The sequence below is a fragment of the Kitasatospora sp. NPDC028961 genome, assembly GCF_055564815.1.
Map to the genome: position 1 here is coordinate 525,276 of NZ_JBVHVO010000004.1, position 16,512 is coordinate 541,787.

Sequence of the window (16,512 nt, forward strand, 5' to 3'; positions counted from 1 at the left end):
CACCGGGCCGGCGGCCGTTCAGTCCTCGTCGTCCTCGTCGTCCGGGTAGCGGCCGGCCGCCCGGTCCTGCTCCTCCTGGGCCTTGACCGGGAGGTCCGGGTCCCAGTCGGAGGGCCGCGGCCGCTCGGGCCCGTCGGGGCCGAGACGGAGCACCGGCTCGACCCGCACCAGCCGGAACCGCCGGTCGGCCGCCCGGAGTTCGTGTCCGCGCTCGGCGTCCAGCCGGTCGGCGGCGGCGGCGTACCGGGCGCGCTCGTCCTCGCCGAGGTCCGGCAGCAGCCGCGGGGCGAAGTCGCGCAGGTAGGCGGCGAGGCTGTCGCGGGCGGCCTGCGGGGTCTCGTAGGCCCCGGTCATCGGGCCCCAGTGGCCGTCCTCGTACTCGGCGACGGCGCAGTGCACCGGGAGCACGAAGACCTTGGGGTAGCGGCTGGAGGCGTGCCGGGCGTCGGCGCGGACGTTCTCGGGGATGCCCCGGCCGGCCGGCACCAGCGTCATCATGTCCAGCCGCAGGATCCCGTCGACCAGGGTGACGTCGGCACCGGGGTCGACGACGAAGCCGTCGACCCGGGACGGCAGCCGGTAGGCCTGGCCGACGGCGGCCGGGTCCGGGTCGGTGGGGCGCGGCGGTTCGATGCCCTCGGGGCCCGAGCGCAGCACCTGTTCGGCCCGGAAGATCCGGTACTCCCGCCCGGCGACGGTGATCTCGTCGAGCGCCTCCCACTCCATCCGCCGGTACGCCGCCGTGTAGGCGGCCCGCTCCTCGTCGGTGATGTCCCAGGTGGCGGCGAACCGGGCGCCGCGCTCGGCCCGCGCCCAGCAGCGGAACTGGTGGCCGAGGTCGTCGCGGGCCATCTGCGGGGTGGTCGCGCGGTAGCCGAGGATCCGCCAGGTCCCCTCGGGGGTGCGCTCCAGACTGCCGAAGGCGGGCGCCATCATCATCAGGCTCGGATACCGCTCCCGGGAGGCCCACGCCTCCAGACCGGCCACGGCCGCGACCGGGTCGTCGGTGTGCGCGACCCGGATGGTGAGGTGCCCCGGCAGCTGCGCAGCGTCATCGTCCATGCGGCCAGTGTTAGCGGACGCGGTGAGTGGGCCGCAGGGATATCGGGGAAGTGCACCCGACCGGGCAACGGCGGCGGACCGGAGGGCCGTCCGCGCGACCGCGCGGGACGGGGACAGCGGGCGCGGGGCCCGTCCGGGGGGAGATCGGACGGCCCCCGCGCCGCCGGTCGACGGACCGGCCGGACGCGGGCGGTGCGACGCGGGCGGGCCCGCGGCGCACCGTCAGAGGTGCTTGGCCAGCTCCGGCATCAGGTCCTGGAAGGTCCGCCCGCTGGCCGGCTGGCCGATCGCGGCCATCTGCCAACCACCGGCCGTGCGCTGCACCTTGGCCATGATCTGGGCGGTGTACGGGCCGCCGCCGGTGAGCGTGTACCGGGCCAGCTCGGCGCCGGTCTGCTCGTCGACTAGCCGGCAGAAGGCGTTCTCGACCTCCTGGAAGGTCTGCCCGGTGAAGGAGTTGACGGTGAACAGGATCTGGTCGACCTCGCTCGGCACCCTGGTGAGGTCCACCGTGATCGACTCGTCGTCGGTGGCGTCGCCGGCGCCGCCGGTCAGGTTGTCCCCGCTGTGCCGCACCGAACCGTCGTTGCTGGTGAGGTGCTGGAAGAAGACCACGTCCACCGGCTTGCCGGCGGCGAACAGCACCGCCGAGGCGTCCAGGTCGATCTCCTGCGAGGCCAACAGCTTGGCGAAGAACCCCTTCCGCTGGGCGGCCCGCCAGCCGAGGCCCATCCGCACCACGCCCAGCTGCCCCCCGCCCGGCTTCTCCAGGCTCAGCTTCTGCCCCTTGGCCAGCGAAACGCTCATCGCGTCCTCCTCGTTGCTCCGCCCTGCGTCCTGAATCTACAGCACTGTAGAGATTCCCGGGTGCGCAGGGTCGGTCCTGGGAATCCCCGTACCCCGCTCCTACGATCAACACCACATCATCCGGACACGGAGGGATTCGCGACGACCCACCGGCCTCCCGGCCGCAATTCCGCACGCGGGCTCCGGCACCGGTCCCGCACGCGGCGCCCGGCGACGCCGTCGGCCCCCCGCTACGGCCGCTCCAACGGCCGCTCCAGCCGCACCAGGGCGTCGACCGCGGCAGCGCGCCCGCCGGTAGCCCCGTCGCGGTGTCCGGCCTCCGCGGCCACCGGGCGGAGCACCCGCTCGGCGCGGACGGTCCGCAGCCCGGCGTCGGAGAGGTCGGCGAGCACGTCGTCCGGGGTGAAGAGGACGCGCGGGTCCTGCGGGCCGCCGACCCCTTCGGTGAGGTTGCTGCTGTCGTGGCCGACCACCAGCAGGGTGGCGCCGGGGGCGAGCGCGGCGGCGGCCCGGCGCAGCGCGGTGCGGCGGTCGGCGGCGGGGAGCTGGAGGTAGGCGACCAGCACCAGGTCGTAGCCCTCGGCCGGGAGCGGGAAGCCGCGGGCGTCGTCGTGACGCCAGGTGAGCCGGTCGGCGACCTCGTCGGGCAGGTCCGCGGTGAGCCGCTCGGCGCGCTCCAGGGCGACGGCGGAGAAGTCGAGGCCGGTCACCCGCCAGCCCTGCCGGGCGAGCCAGATGCTGTTGCGCCCCTCGCCGGCCGCGACGTCCAGGGCACGGCCGGGAGTGCGGCCGGTCAGCTCGCCGACCACCCAGCGGTTGGGCTCGGCGCCCCAGACCAGCTCGCTCGCGGCGTAGCGGTCGTTCCAGTCCTGGCTGTCCATGGCTCATCCTCCGTTCGGCGGGGCTGCTCCGTACGCCACCGTACCGGCGCGGGGGCCGCCGACCGTCCAGCGGGCGGACACCCTTGACGGCGAATATTGGTCCAGTCCAATCTGTGATGTCGTCGATGCGTACGGGCCCGGCCCGCCGGTGTCGACGCGTCGTACCGAAGCATGTGTCACCCCGCCCGCGCGCCCCCACAGCGCTCGGCTCGGCTCCCTTCGGCCCACCCGGGCCACCGCACCGCCGGAACCCCCACTCATCCGGAGGACACCGCATGCACGACCGAGTCACGCCCACGCGCCCCGCCGAGCGCCGGGCCGCCGCACCACGCCGGCGGGCCACCGCGCTGGCCCTGGCGGCCACGCTCACCACCGGCACCGCCGCCCTCGCGCTCTCCCTGAACACGGCCTCCGCGGCGCCCGTCAACCTGCTCGCCAACGCCGGTCTGGAGACCGGCTCGCTGGCCGGCTGGACCTGCGTCAACGGATCCGTCGTCACCACGCCGGTGCACGGCGGGAGCTACGCGCTCAGCGGGGCCGCATCGGCCTCCGACACCGCGCAGTGCCAGCAGACCGTGACCGTGCTGCCCAACACCCAGTACACCCTGTCGGGCTGGGTCCAGGGCAGCTACGTCTACCTGGGCGCGACCGGGACCGGGGTCAACTCCTCCTCCTGGACGCCCAACGCGACCGGCTGGACGCAGCTGAGCAGCACCTTCACCACCGGCGCCGCCACCACCTCGGTGACGGTGTTCACGCACGGCTGGTACGGCACCGGCACCTACCGGGCGGACGACCTCAGCCTGACCGGCCCGGCCGGGCCGACCAGCAGCAGCAGCCCGACCGCGACCGGCAGCCCCACGGCGACCAGCAGTCCGACCGCGACCGGCAGTCCGACGGCGAGCACCAGCCCGACCGCCTCGAACAGCCCCACCGCGAGCACCAGCCCGACGGCCTCGAACAGCCCGACGGCGACCACCAGTCCCACCGCGACGGCCACCGCCACGGCGACGGGCACCGGCCCGGCCGGGGACGGCAAGGTCACCGTGCCCGGCGGGCTCACCGTCGGCAAGGTCACCGGCAACGCCGTGGTGCTCAGCTGGCAGCCGTCCACGCTGACCGGCGGCGACGGCCCGGTCGCCTACAAGGTCTACTCCGGCAGCCAGCTGGTCGCGACCTCGATGGGCACCTCGGTGGCCGTCAGCTCGCTGCTGCCGAGCACCAACTACCGGTTCACCGTCCAGGGCTACTCGGGCAGCCACGCCTCCGCGCAGTCCGCGCCGGTGGGCACCACCACCGCGCCCGCCCCGGCCGCGAGCCCGTTCCGCTCGGCCTACTTCGACCAGTGGGGCGTCTACGAGAACGCGTACCACGCGAAGAACGTGGACACCAGCGGCGCGGCGGGCAAGCTGGACGTGATCACCTACGCCTTCGCCAACATCCACCCGACCACGCACACCTGCTTCCAGGCCGTGAAGGCCTCCGACTCGGCCAACGAGTCCAACCCCAACGCCGGGGACGGCGCCGGGGACGCCTACGCCGACTACCAGGCCGACTACAACGGCGCGGCCAGCGTGGACGGCAGCAGCGACACCTGGGAGCAGCCGCTCAAGGGCAACTTCAACCAGCTGCGCCAGCTGAAGGCCAAGTACCCGAACCTGCGGTTCACCATCTCGATCGGCGGCTGGACGTACTCCAAGTACTTCTCGGACGCGGCCGCGACGGACACCTCCCGCAAGGCCTTCGTCTCCTCCTGCGTGGACATGTTCCTCAAGGGCAACCTGCCGACCGGCGTGGCCGGTGACGCCTCGGGCGGCCAGGCCTCGGCGGCCGGACTCTTCGACGGCGTGGACCTCGACTGGGAGTACCCGGGCTCGGCCGGCGGCCACACCGGCAACCACTACTCCGCCGCCGACAAGCAGAACTTCACCCTGCTGCTGAAGGAGTTCCGCACCCAGCTGGACGCCCTCGGCAACGCCCAGGGCAAGCGGTTCCTGCTGACCGCCGCGCTGCCCAGCGGCCAGGACAAGATCGCGCAGCTGGAGACCGACAAGATCGGCGCCTACCTGGACTACGCCGACGTCATGACCTACGACATGCACGGCGCCTGGGACGCCAAGGGCCCGACCAACCACCAGGACCCGCTGCACGACAGCCCGGCCGACCCGACCACGCCGATCACTCCCGGCACCCGCAAGTACAACGTGGACACCACCCTCGCCGCGTACACCACCGGCCTGCCGGAGTACGGCATCGCGGGCGGCTTCCCGACCAACAAGCTGGTGCTGGGCATCCCGTTCTACTGGCGCGGCTGGACGGGCGTGCCGGCCGGCTCGAACTACGGCCTGTACCAGAGCGCGACCGGTCCGACCCCGGCCAAGCCGCTGAGCGCCGAGGCCGGCCTGGCCGCCTGGAAGGAGCTCAACGCCAGTGCGGCGAACACCCACTGGGACCCGGTGACGGAGACCTCCTGGGTCTACGACGGGACCAACTTCTGGACGGGTGACACCCCGCAGGCCATCCAGGCCCGCGGGGCGTACGCGAAGAGCAAGGGCCTGGCCGGGATGTTCGCCTTCTCCCTGGAGAACGACGACGCCTCCGGCACCCTGCTGAACGCGATCGACAGCAGCCTGCGCTGACGCACCACCGGGCAGGGGCCGCGCGGATCACCGTGATCCGCGCGGCCCCTGCGTCACCGCTCCTCGCGACGGGCCCTACCGCCCCGGCACCGGGTCCGCCCCGCCGCGGCGCGCCGTGCCCGGGCGGCAGCGGAGCAGCCGGCCGGCGGTCAGCCGCGCCCCGCGCACGGCGCCGTGCCGGTGCAGCGCCTGGACGGCATAGGTCGAACAGGACGGCGTGTACGGGCAGCAGGCCGGTCGCCGGGGGCTGATCTCGCTCCGGTAGTACCGCACCGCCCCGTACAGCACGCCCGCCGCGAAACCGGCCGGGGCGGGCGCCGACGGATCGGCGGCCGCGCCGCGCCGTCCGCGGCCGCCACCGAGGGCGAACCGCAGGCCCGCGGCCATCATCACCGGGACGAGCGCGATCAGGCACGGGTCCCCGAGGTCACAGCAGTCGCAGGCGTCCGAGCAGTCGTTGTCGTTCTTCTTGCCCTTCTGCCGCTGGTACGCCCGCCACTCCTCGCGCTGCTTGCGGCGCCGGCGGCGCTCCTTCTCGGGCAGCCACCACCAGGCGACCTGAGGGCGTCGGGGCGGGTAGGGCGCGCCGGGCTGGGGCGGCGGGTAGGTCACGACTGACGATCCTCTCGATGCGCCCGACGGGACCGACCCCCGACGGCCGGATCAGATTATCGAAGGAACGCCGGTCCGCGTGACGCTCAGTCGCCACCGCCCAGGGTCGGGAACAGGTCGGTGAACGTCTGCGTGGTCACCGAGACGCTCCGGCCGAACGGATCGTCGAAGTCCCAGATCAGGAAGAGCAGGAAGGCGATCAGCGCGCTGAACGCCCCCGCCAGCAGCAACTCCCGCGGCGAGCGCCGGATCTGCAGCGCGAACACCATGCCGACGGTCACCACGGCTCCGACGATCAGGCCGAACCAGACCACGCCCGGCATGGTCGGCCCGGCGTTCTGGCCGCGGGCGCTGCGGGCGTCGTCGACAGTGCTGATCCGGTCCATGATCGGCTGGTAGGCCTGGGCCTCCAGATCGCTGGCCGGCGTGCGGGTGGCGACGTCCGTGCGGAGCTTGTCGAGTAACTCGGTGCCGCGCTCGGAGATCTCGCCGTGCTCGCGCATGTACGTCCACTCGGTGTCGACCACGTAGGAGACGTAGGCGTCCACATCGGCGCGGACCTTGTCGCGGAACTCGACCGGGTAGATCTGGGCGCGTTCGCTCACCTCGTGCAGCGACTGCGCCTCGCGCGCCACGTCGTCCTGGGCGGCGCCGCGCGCCTCCCAGACGCCGGCGATGGCCAGGCCGAGCACGATCGCGTAGACCACGCCGATCATCATCGTCATGTACTCGATGACGTCGGGCGTCTCGTCGGTGTCCTCCTCCTCACGGATCCTGCGGTGCCTCAGCAGCACCACCGCCACCACGACGGCGCAGGCCGCCGACATGGCGATGGCCAGCGCCAACCACTCGGACATGGGAACTCCCTTCTTCAGCTCGGATTCTCTGTACGGGCCCGGCCGTCACCCGTTCACCGGACGGCCGGGCGGTCGGAGGCGGCCGGCCGGGCCGCCTCGGGGGCCGGGCGCCTCAGGAGCGGCCGGAGCCGCCCCGGCCGGACCGGCCGCGCGGGCGCAGGGCCGCCGCGGCGAGCACGGCGGGCACGGTGACGAGCAGCATCGTCCGGGTCGGCGAGCTGCCGTGGTGGCGCTCCGGAGCGGGCACCGGCGGGGCCGCCAGCGGCACCCGGACGGGCTTGACCACGGGCCGCGGCTTCGCTTCGACGGCCGCCGGGCTCGGCGTGGCGGTCGGCGAGGGTGGCTCGGGCGCGGGGGCCGGTGGCACGACCGGTGCCGCGGTCGGCTTCGGCGTGGGCTTCGGCACGGGCCTGGTCGACGCGGGCGGCGGGGTGGGCCTCGGCGTCGGGGCGGGCGGCGGCACCGGCGCGGGGGTCGGCGTCGGGGTGGGCTTCGGCTCCGGCGTCGGCGGGTGGATCGGCGTCGGCGTCGGGGTGGGGGTGGGAGTCGGCGTCGGGGTGGGTGTCGGCGTCGGACTCGGCTTGGGCGTCGGGGTGGGGCTCGGGCACGGGTGGTGGTGGTGCCAGGGCGGGTGGCTGGGCTTCGGGTGCGGACCGGGGTGGTGCAGCACTCCGGAGAGGTCGACCGAGAGGCCCACCTCCACGTCGACATCGACATCGACGCCCACGCCACCTCGGCCGACCGACACCGAGACGTCCGTGCCGGTGGAGACACAGGTCTCGACGACCGGCCCGTGCGGGTCGCCCCCGCCGTGGTGCTCGGGGGTCCGGGCGGCACCGGCCGCGCCGCTCAGCAGCGCGCAGAGCGCGGCCACCCCCGCTGCCGCGCCGGCCAGCCGGGCCCGGCGCCCGGAAGCGCCCTTGCTCACGACGATCAGGTCTGCGGTCACGACGGTCCGTCCACCGGTATCCGCCGTGCCCGCCGGGGCTGCGCCAGGGGCTCCATGTATCTCTCGCATCGTCAGGAGGTCCGCGTTCGTGGGGAGTTGTCCTCGTCGGGAGTCGGCCCCGTCCTGGAGCCCGGTCGGCGCCGGGAGGGGCGACATCGGACGGCCCGCCTTTGAGGGGCGGGCCGTCCGACGTCAGGTGAAACGATCTTGCGGTGGGCCGGTTACGGCCCGCCCGCGCCCGATCGGGCCGTTGTTCAGTGGCGACCGTGCGCGATCTCGACGTTCTCCAGGACACCGACCGCGTCCGGCACCAGGATCGCGGCCGAGTAGTAGGCGCTGACCAGGTAGGAGATGATCGCCTTCTCGCTGATGCCCATGAAGCGCACCGAGAGGCTCGGCTGGTACTCGTCCGGGATGCCGGTCTGGTGCAGGCCGATGACGCCCTGGTTGTCCTCGCCCGTCCGGATCACCAGGATCGAGCTGGTGTTCTCCTTGGTGATCGGGATCTTGCTGCACGGCAGGATCGGTACCCCACGCCAGGCCGGCACCTGCTGCCCGCCGAGGTCGACATGGTGGGGGTAGAGCCCGCGGGAGTTCAGCTCGCGGCCGATCGCCGCGATCGCGCGCGGGTGGGCGAGCAGGTAGTCGGGGTCGCGGCGGCGGCTCAGCAGCTCGTCGAGGTCGTCCGGGGTGGGCGGGCCCGAGTGGGTCTGGATCCGCTGCGAGAAGTCGGCGTTGTTGAGCAGGCCGAACTCCGGGTTGTTGACCAGCTCGTACTCCTGGCGCTCGCGCAGCGCCTCGATGGTCAGCCGGAGCTGGTGCTCGGTCTGGTTCATCGGCTGGTTGTAGAGGTCGGCGACCCGGCTGTGCACCTTCAGCACCGTCTGGGCGACGCTCAGCTCGTACTCGCGCGGCTTCAGCTCGTAGTCCACGAAGGCGCCGGGCAGCTCGTACTCGCCGTGGTGGCCCGCCGACATGGCGATCTCGGCCTCGCCGCGCTCGTTCTGGCGCTGGAGCGGCAGGGCCAGGAACTCCTCCAGGTGCCGCTGGAGCGCGGGCGAGCCGTCCCGGATGGCCTGGAACTCGCGCCTCGGCAGCGAGAGCACGGTGCCGGCGGTCACCGTGGTGGCGGTGAACTCCCAGACGGCGTCCGGGTCGAGCACGGCGTGCTCGCCGAAGCGGTCGCCGTCGCCGAGCACGCCGACCACCGTCTCGTCGCCGTACTTGCCGGTGCCGATCTGGTTGATCTTGCCGTGGGCGATCAGGTAGATGCGGTCCGCCTCGGTGCCCCGCTCGGCCAGCACCTCGCCGGGGCCGAAGTCGCGCTGCTCGCAGCGGTCGGCGAGGGCCGTCAGCACCCCGTCGTCGTCGAAGCCGCGCAGCAGGGCGAGCTCCCCGAGCTCACGGGGGATGACCCGGACCTCCGAGCCGGTCTTGATGAACTCCACCCGGCCGTCGCCGACGGTGTAGGTGAGCCGGCGGTTCACCCGGTAGGCGCCACCGGCGGCCTGGACCCAGGGGAGCACCTTGAGCAGCCAGCGGGAGGTGATCTCCTGCATCTGCGGCGCGGACTTGGTGGTGGTGGCGAGGTTGCGGGCAGCGGCCGTCGTCAGGCTCGACTGCTGCGGTACCTGCTGCGTCTCCGGGTTCGTGTCCACCGGCATCGGCAGGGTCTCCTTCATCTGGTCAAGGTCACGCCGACCCGCCCCGGAGTCCGGGGACGGATCATCAGATACGCGTACGGGAAGGGGTGTTGGCGAGAGAGCGCGATGGTGTCCGCCCACTCGGGGCGACCCACCGGGAACCCTAGATCACCCGCGCCCGGCCAAAGCCGTACGGCCCCAAAGCACCCCCCGATAGGGTGAATCTGATGCGCCTGGCGGTTGGAATCCCGTGCGTTCCTCCCACCGATCCCGGACTTGCTGTGCATGCGAATCGCCCGCCCACCGGAACGATCCCCTCCACCCGAACGGAGCGACGTGCGGGCCTGCGGGCCGCCGGGCGGCGCACGAGCGGATGGCACAGGTGTTCCCGTGTCGAACACCTGGCCAAGCGCCGGGTGACGGCCGCTCGGACGCCCGGGCGGCGGCCCGTCATCCGCCCTGCGCCGCGGCCCGCCGGTGGCGGCGGTGGCGGCGGTACCAGACCTCGCCGACCAGGACGGACAGCACGAGCAGGATGATCGACATCAGCGGCCACCGGCTGCCCGCGACCCGGATGTCGGCGAGTAGCAGCATGATCACCGCCCCCACCGGCAGGACCAGCGAGATCCCCGCCCTGATGGTGGCCGCGACGGTCGCCGGGTCGGCGCGGCGCCGGCGCCGCCGCAGCGCGGCCCCGGCGACGTCACCGCCGAAGTAGAAGTCGACGGCCCGGCTGCCGACCCGGTCGGTCGCCCGGGCGTAGGAGAAGCCCATGTAGGGCAGCCAGACCAGCGGTGCGACCAGCCCGATCAGGAAGACCAGCAGGACCAGCAGCCAGCCGCCGGCCGTCCGCCAGCGGGAGGGCGGCGGATCGGCCCCCTCACTGGTCAACCCGAGCAGCCGGGCCATCCGCCGGAGCAGCGACCAGAGCCCGCGCCGCCGCCCGCCCGAGGGCCGGGGCGCGGTGTCCAGGGCGCGCCCGGCGGCCGCGACATCGGGGTAGGCGCCCTGGAGCACCAGGATCTCGGCGGCCCGGGGCCGGGCGGCCGGGTCCCTCCCGGCCAGGGCGGCGAGTTCGAGGAACAGCTGGGCCTGGGCCAGCAGCGCGGTGCAGAACGCGAAGGGGATGAGCACCATGAACGGCCCGCCGACGAAGGCGCCCTCGCTCTGACTCACCCGCCGGGCGTGCGTCACCGCCAGTCCGGCCAGCTCCTGCGGCGTCGCCTCCGGGTGGGCCGCCCGCAGCGCGGCGACCCGGCGGGCGGCCCGGGGGCCGCGGTGGCGGACGGCGAAGACGGCGAGGGTCTCGGGCAGCAGCGAGGGGTGGGCCCGGACCGAGCGCAGCAGCTCGCCGACCGGGGGCTCCGGGCCGTCGGGCGCCGCCGCGTCGAATGCCGCCGATCCCTCTGCTGCCACGTCCGTCCCACCGGTTCGGCGATCGGGGTCCGACCGCTCGGCCGGGCGGCCCCGGCGGTCGCGGGCGGGTGCCCCCACCTCTTCCAGCAGCCTAGTGGCGGCCGGGCGGCCCCGCCCGGGCAGCGGTGGCGGGCCCGCTCCGGGCGGCGTTCGCCGGCCCGCTCAGGCGACCTCGAAGCCGTGCCGGACGCGGTCGAAGCGGCCCGCCGCCAAGTCCTCGTCGGTGATCCAGAACGACACGTTGACGCACTCGCCCCAGTCCACCGCGAGGGCGCGGCTCCCGATCTGCAGCAGCGGCCGGTGCCCCGCCGGGCGGCCGGTGTCGGTGTCGCACCAGCCGAGCACCCGCACGCCGGGGGCGGCGAGGTGGTCGCGGAAGTCGGCGGCGAGGTCGAGGGCGATCATGAAGTCGTGGGGGAAGACGTTCTCCAGCTCGCGGTCCTGGTGGGAGGGCGCGGAGAGCCGCCACTCGGCCCGGACCTCGACGGCCGGGACGGTGGGGGCGCCCGGGCCGTCGGCCGGGGCCGGTCCGGGCGGTGCGCCCACGGGCACGTGCAGGACCCGGCAGCCACGGCCGGTGAAGTCGGAGAGCCACTCGTCGTGGAAGAAGAGGAGCAGCCCGGCGGTCGGCAGCGGCAAGTCACCGCCCCGGCCGGTGGTGCGGAAGGCCTCCGCCAGGCCGGCGCAGTCGAGCTGGGCCAGCAGCTGCATCGGGCGCCCGGCGAACTCCGGCCACCCGGTGCCGGCCGGCAGGGCGGGCAGCCCGCCGAGCACCCCGGCCGGCGGGCCGTCGCCCCCGGCGGCGAGCGCCAGCGAGGGCCGCATCAGGCCGTGGACCAGCGGAGCCGTCCGCTCGTCGGCCCGGGCCCGGATCGCCTCGGCGACACCGGGCGGGACGGGCAGCCCGCGCGGGCCCGGCTCCCCCGGGTGGGCGGCGGACCGGCCCGGGGAGCCGGCCGCCCCGGCGGTCGTGCTCGCGGCTGCGGTCATGCGCGCGGGGAGGCCCGCGGGCGCGCTCGCGGCGGCGCGGTCGGTCGCATCGGTCAGCGGTTCGGCCATGTGCGCAAGCCTGTCACGAGGGTCCGACAGCGCACGCGAAAGGCCCGTCAGGTGCCGGTACGGGGGCGGCCGGCACCTGACGGGGGACTGTGGGACGGGTGCCCGCGCGAGCGGGCCGGACCGGCCGGGGTCAGGAGCAGACGACCTCGTTGCCGGGGATGTCGAAGATGCCGGAGTCGGAGGCCGCGCCGGACTGGTACTCGTAGTAGAGGTACGTGTAGAAGTCGATCCGCGTGCCGGCGCCGCAGGCCGAGCCGGCCGCGATGGCGTAGGTCAGCGTCACGGTGGTGGAGGCCCCCGCCGCGACGGGCACGGTGTGGTGGACCAAGCCGCTGGTGCCGCCGGTGTCGCACGCGCTGACCGCCCCGCCGCAGGACGAGAAGGCGTACGCCAGACCGGGGACCTGGCTGGTCTGGTAGGTCGGCTGGACGGACTGGTAGACGAACCGCACGGGGGTGTCGTGCGGGTTGGTCAGCGTCAACGTCAGGGTGACCGCGGAGCCCGGGGTCGCCGTCGCCCGGTCGGAGCCGACCGTGAGCAGCGGCGTGTCCGCCTGGGCGGGAGCGGCCGAGAGGAGCAGACCGACGACGAGGGCCAGGATCGCGGCGATTCCGAGACGGCTCACATGTGTTCTGCGCATGACCAGTGAGCCTAGGCGGCGCCGCCGGTCGTGGCACCGGCCTCCGCCCGGGCCCGTACTGGCATATGACAGCGGAGCGGACGCGGCGGGCCATTGACTACGCCACGACACCTCCGGCCACGGCCCTTCCCCTTACCCTCCGGCCCGCACCACTCACCCGGGGCCGGCGGGTGCGGGCCGGCGGGTGCGGGCCGCCCGCCCCGGTCAGAGCGGGCCGGAGGGTGCGGGCCGGAGCGTGCGGGCCGGCCGCCCCGGTCAGAGCGGGGCGGGCAGGACGTCGCAGAGCGCGGCGACGGCCGCCTGGTAGGCGTGGTCGGCCGGCGTGGCGTAGCCGACCACCAGACCGTCCGCCACGGGCATCGCGTCCGGCCCGATCAGCGGGTGCCGGTAGTCCGCCAGCCCGTCCAGGGCCAGCCCCCGGTAGGCCGCCGCCTTGAGCACGGACCGCTCGGTGCCGGGGGCGAGCCGGAGCACCGCGTGCAGGCCGGCCGCGATCCCGGACACCTCGATGTGCGGCGCCCGTACGGCCAGTTCGGCCAGCAGGTGGTCCCGGCGGTCCCGGTAGCGCCGGCGCATCCGCCGCACGTGCCGGTCGTAGCCGCCCGACTCGATGAACTCCGCGAGCGTCAGCTGGTCGAGCGCGCTCGCCCAGGCCTCCCGCTCGCCCTTGACGGCCAGCACCCGGTCCACCAGCTGCTCGGGCAGCACCATCCAGCCGAGCCGCAGGGCGGGCGACAGGCTCTTGCTGACACTGCCCAGGTAGATCACCCGTTCCGGGTCGAGCCCCTGCACCGCGCCGACCGGCCGGCGGTCGTAGCGGAACTCGCCGTCGTAGTCGTCCTCCAGTACCAGCGCGCCGCTCCCGCGCGCCCAGTCGATCACCGCCGCGCGCCGGGCGGCGTGCAGCGGGCCGCCGGTCGGGAACTGGTGGGCCGGGGTGAGCAGCGCCGTGCGCACCGTCGGGTGCTCCGCGAGCGCGTCGATCCGCGCGCCGTCCTCGTCCAGCGGCAGCGGCAGCGTCGTCACCCCCGCCCTGGCCAGCAGCGCCCGGTGGAAGCCCAGCCCGTAGGCCTCGACGGCGAGCGGCCCGGCGGCGGGGCCGCCCAGCACCGCACCCGCGCCGTCGAACAGCAGCCGCAGCGCGTGGGCGACGCCGGAGCAGACCACGATCCGCTCGGGGTCGGTGCGCACGCCCCGGGCCCGGGCCAGGTAGTCGGCGAGGGCGACCCGCAGCTCGCGGCGGCCCTGCGGGTCACCCGGGCCGAAGGCCTCGTTGGGCGCGGAGGTGAGCGCCCGGCGGCCGGCGGCGAGCCAGTCGGCGCGGGGGAAGGCGGAGGCGTCGGGGCGGCCCTGGATCAGGTCGTGGGCGGGCCGGCGCGACGGGGACGTCCGGCGGGCCCGGGTCGCCGCGACCGGCTCGGCCCGGTCGGCGACGGTGGTGCCGGAGCCCTGACGGGCGGTCAGCCAGCCCTCGGCGGCCAGCTCGGCGTAGGCGTCGGCGGCGGTGTTGCGGGCGATGCCGAGGTCGGCGGCGAGCGAGCGGTACGGCGGCAGCCGGGTGCCGGGGGCGAGCCGGCCGCTGCGGATCGCCTCGCGCAGGGCGGCCATCAGCGCGGCGCGGCGGCCGCCGGTGGCGGGCAGTTCGAGGTGCAGGTCACTGCCGGCCGGGCCGTCGGGCGGGCCGGCCACGAGCGTCGCCGTCGCCGGTGCCGCAGCCGTCGCTGCCGCCGCCGGGCGAGGTCTCGGCCCGGCCGTCGGGCGGGCGGGCTTCCGGGGGTGTGCGACCGGGGTGTCCGTCATGGTCCCGAACCCTATCGCCGGGTACGAACCGGCCCGAGGGCGGGCGGGTGGCACCGCCCCGCGGACCGGCTCGCGCCGGGGCCCAGCCGGAACCGGCCGGTCTCAGTCGATCCGGACCGAGTTGACGATGTAGGTGCGGACGTCGTTCCGGGTCCGCTCGGCGAGCGCCGAGTCGGTGGAGTAGGCGCTGACCGTGATCCAGATGTTCCCGGACTGCGGGACGCAGACGATGTTGGCGATCACGGCGGAGTTGCCGCCGATCACCTGGTAGTCGCCGTCGCCGGCGAGGTCCCAGACCTGGAAGCCCTGGCGCTGCAGCGCGCTCTGGGCCACGCCGAGACAGTCTCCGAGGGTGTCGTTCTTGGTGAAGGTACCCCAGTGCGCGAACATGCGGTCTCCCTTGCGTGGCGTGAGCCGTAGCGGGTCGTCGGGCGGTACGCCCCGGGGCCGTCGTACCGGCCCCGCGCATCGAGCATCGGACGGCGGACGTCCCGGACGCACGGGACCGGCGTCCCATCACGGCCCCGACCGCGGACCGGGACAGCGCCCGGCCCCGGACCGGGACCGGCGGCCCGGCGGTGCTCGCGCCCGGTGCCCGCCGTTCGGGTGACGGCCGGCCGGCCCGGTTCCTGCATCCGAGTCGGATCGCAGCGCCGATCGGGTGGCACTCCGGTCGGATCGTGTCCGGTTCAGCGTGTCGGCTGGCTATTCCTACCGGCATGACCAACACCAGGAAGTACCTGCTCGCCGCCGGTCTCACCGCCGCGCTGGCCGTCATATCCACCGGCCCCGCCTTCGCGGGGGACTGCGACGGGGTCGGGCACAGCGCCGCCGCCGCCGAGTCGTCCTCCGGCACCACCTGCGTCAACACCGGCGGTGCCTACGCCAGCGGCGTCGTCACCGGTTCGCCGGGGGTCCTCTCCGGCAACCAGATCCAGATCCCGATCAGCATCCCGATCAACATCTGCGGCAACGGCGTCAGCATCCTCGGCTGAGCGACCTCCCGACAGCCGGAAGGGCTGCGGTCCGGTCCCACCCGGATCGCAGCCCTTCCGCACGTCCGACTCCGCCGAACGCCGGCCCCCGCCCCTCCCCCTTACGGCACCACGGTCACCGGCCAGCGGCCCGCCTTCACCAGCCGGACCGCGACCGAGCCGATCACCCGGTGCCCGGCCTGCTCGGAGCCGCCGACCACCACGGCGTCCACCCGCAGCTCGTCCGCCATTCGCGCGAGGCCCGCGAACGGGTCGCCCCGGAGGGTCAGGAAGCGCCAGTCCAGCCGCCAGACGTCGCTCAGCCGCCGCTCCGCCTCGCGCAGCGCCGCCAGCAGCTCGTCGGCGATCTCCTGCGTGGTCTCCCCGACGGCCGCGCCCGCGAGCGCGGTGGCCGCCCCGAGGACGGGCTGGACGTACGCCACCGCGAGGGTCGCGTTCTGCCGCCGGGCGAGACCGGCCGCGTAGGCGGTCGCCCGCCACGAGGACTCCGAACCGTCCAGCCCCGCCAGGATCACCTTGGGCCCGTCGGTCCCCAGCTCGAACCCGGCGGGCGCGACCGCCGCCCCCGGCTCCTCGGCGCCGCCGACGGCCTCTGCATCGCTCTCGTTGCTCATGCCCAGAGGCTATGGCGGACACGCCGGGTGAGCGGACGGGGCACGTCGGGTGAGGGCTGTGGTGCGCGCCACCCGACCCCGGACCCCCACCCCCCACGATCCGCACCCCCCGCCGACACCCCGTCACCCACCGTCGACGATGTGCCCGGCCTCACACCCCCGAACCTGTGGCCCGGACCACTCCCACCCCCCAAACGATCTTGAAAAACGGGGCAAACACCTTCAAAACAGCCCAATACCTAGATCCATACCCCCGGTAACCACCCACCCACCAGCCCAAACCTACGAATCCTTGAAACCCCCACCCCACCCCCGTAACTTCGAACCCGTTGCACCGACCACCACGCACCGCAGGGACCACCACCCCGCACCGCACCCGGTGCCCCCACCCCCCGCGACACGAAACCACCCCACCCAGGGCCTGGTTCCGCACGCTCGCACACCCCCCCCGAAAGGACCCGCATGACCCTCCGTAACGAGACCACCGCCGCCACCACCACCGCCACCAAGCGCCGCAACCGCGTCCGCACGGCACTCA

General features: G+C 74.6%; 15 protein-coding genes. 2 read left to right on the top strand and 13 right to left on the bottom strand.

What is annotated here, in order from left to right; translation table 11 throughout:
• Window positions 1-18 precede the first annotated feature (18 nt).
• The 3 genes from ACZ4UX_RS12310 to ACZ4UX_RS12320 all read right to left on the bottom strand — a co-directional run bounded on the left by ACZ4UX_RS12310 (window position 19) and on the right by ACZ4UX_RS12320 (window position 2,750).
• A complete protein-coding gene (locus ACZ4UX_RS12310) occupies window positions 19-1,062 on the bottom strand; it encodes a DUF5954 family protein (RefSeq protein ID WP_359809966.1) in 1,044 nt (347 codons plus the stop codon).
• Between the two features lie 222 nt (window positions 1,063-1,284).
• Window positions 1,285-1,869, bottom strand: coding sequence for a TerD family protein (locus tag ACZ4UX_RS12315; protein ID WP_329491221.1), 585 nt, complete (start codon window positions 1,867-1,869; stop codon window positions 1,285-1,287).
• Window positions 1,870-2,099: 230 nt separating this feature from the next.
• Complete coding sequence (locus tag ACZ4UX_RS12320) at window positions 2,100-2,750, bottom strand: class I SAM-dependent methyltransferase (protein ID WP_329491220.1); 651 nt, start codon at window positions 2,748-2,750, stop codon at window positions 2,100-2,102.
• 275 nt (window positions 2,751-3,025) lie between these two features.
• Here ACZ4UX_RS12320 and ACZ4UX_RS12325 point away from each other — a divergent pair, with 275 nt between their 5' ends.
• Complete coding sequence (locus ACZ4UX_RS12325; RefSeq protein WP_465706584.1) at window positions 3,026-5,389, top strand: glycosyl hydrolase family 18 protein; 2,364 nt, start codon at window positions 3,026-3,028, stop codon at window positions 5,387-5,389.
• A gap of 75 nt (window positions 5,390-5,464) precedes the next feature.
• Here the strand turns inward: ACZ4UX_RS12325 and yidD are convergent, their stop codons facing one another.
• From yidD to ACZ4UX_RS12370, 9 genes are all read right to left on the bottom strand, one after another.
• Window positions 5,465-6,001, bottom strand: a complete 537-nt coding sequence (yidD, locus tag ACZ4UX_RS12330; protein ID WP_465706585.1) for a membrane protein insertion efficiency factor YidD — start codon at window positions 5,999-6,001, stop codon at window positions 5,465-5,467.
• An 86-nt stretch (window positions 6,002-6,087) separates the two neighbouring features.
• Window positions 6,088-6,858: a bestrophin-like domain gene (locus ACZ4UX_RS12335; RefSeq protein WP_465706586.1), complete on the bottom strand. Its 771-nt coding sequence runs from the start codon at window positions 6,856-6,858 to the stop codon at window positions 6,088-6,090.
• A 112-nt stretch (window positions 6,859-6,970) separates the two neighbouring features.
• Window positions 6,971-7,807: a hypothetical protein gene (locus ACZ4UX_RS12340; protein ID WP_465706587.1), complete on the bottom strand. Its 837-nt coding sequence runs from the start codon at window positions 7,805-7,807 to the stop codon at window positions 6,971-6,973.
• A gap of 254 nt (window positions 7,808-8,061) precedes the next feature.
• Window positions 8,062-9,471: a family 2B encapsulin nanocompartment shell protein gene (locus tag ACZ4UX_RS12345; protein WP_352290942.1), complete on the bottom strand. Its 1,410-nt coding sequence runs from the start codon at window positions 9,469-9,471 to the stop codon at window positions 8,062-8,064.
• A 429-nt stretch (window positions 9,472-9,900) separates the two neighbouring features.
• Window positions 9,901-10,866, bottom strand: a complete 966-nt coding sequence (locus ACZ4UX_RS12350) for a hypothetical protein (RefSeq protein WP_465706588.1) — start codon at window positions 10,864-10,866, stop codon at window positions 9,901-9,903.
• Between the two features lie 162 nt (window positions 10,867-11,028).
• Complete coding sequence (locus ACZ4UX_RS12355) at window positions 11,029-11,925, bottom strand: DUF1963 domain-containing protein (protein ID WP_465706589.1); 897 nt, start codon at window positions 11,923-11,925, stop codon at window positions 11,029-11,031.
• A gap of 130 nt (window positions 11,926-12,055) precedes the next feature.
• A complete protein-coding gene (locus ACZ4UX_RS12360; RefSeq protein WP_465706590.1) occupies window positions 12,056-12,565 on the bottom strand; it encodes a hypothetical protein in 510 nt (169 codons plus the stop codon).
• 255 nt (window positions 12,566-12,820) lie between these two features.
• Complete coding sequence (gene pdxR / locus ACZ4UX_RS12365) at window positions 12,821-14,365, bottom strand: MocR-like pyridoxine biosynthesis transcription factor PdxR (protein ID WP_396487659.1); 1,545 nt, start codon at window positions 14,363-14,365, stop codon at window positions 12,821-12,823.
• 102 nt (window positions 14,366-14,467) lie between these two features.
• On the bottom strand, window positions 14,468-14,755 hold the full coding sequence (locus ACZ4UX_RS12370; RefSeq protein WP_329491211.1) for a hypothetical protein: 288 nt from the start codon (window positions 14,753-14,755) through the stop codon (window positions 14,468-14,470).
• Window positions 14,756-15,084: 329 nt separating this feature from the next.
• On the opposite strand from ACZ4UX_RS12370, the gene ACZ4UX_RS12375 reads away from it, so the two are divergent.
• Window positions 15,085-15,360, top strand: coding sequence for a chaplin family protein (locus tag ACZ4UX_RS12375; protein WP_465706591.1), 276 nt, complete (start codon window positions 15,085-15,087; stop codon window positions 15,358-15,360).
• A 101-nt stretch (window positions 15,361-15,461) separates the two neighbouring features.
• Here the strand turns inward: ACZ4UX_RS12375 and ACZ4UX_RS12380 are convergent, their stop codons facing one another.
• Window positions 15,462-15,974, bottom strand: coding sequence for a universal stress protein (locus tag ACZ4UX_RS12380; protein ID WP_465706592.1), 513 nt, complete (start codon window positions 15,972-15,974; stop codon window positions 15,462-15,464).
• Window positions 15,975-16,512 lie beyond the last annotated feature (538 nt).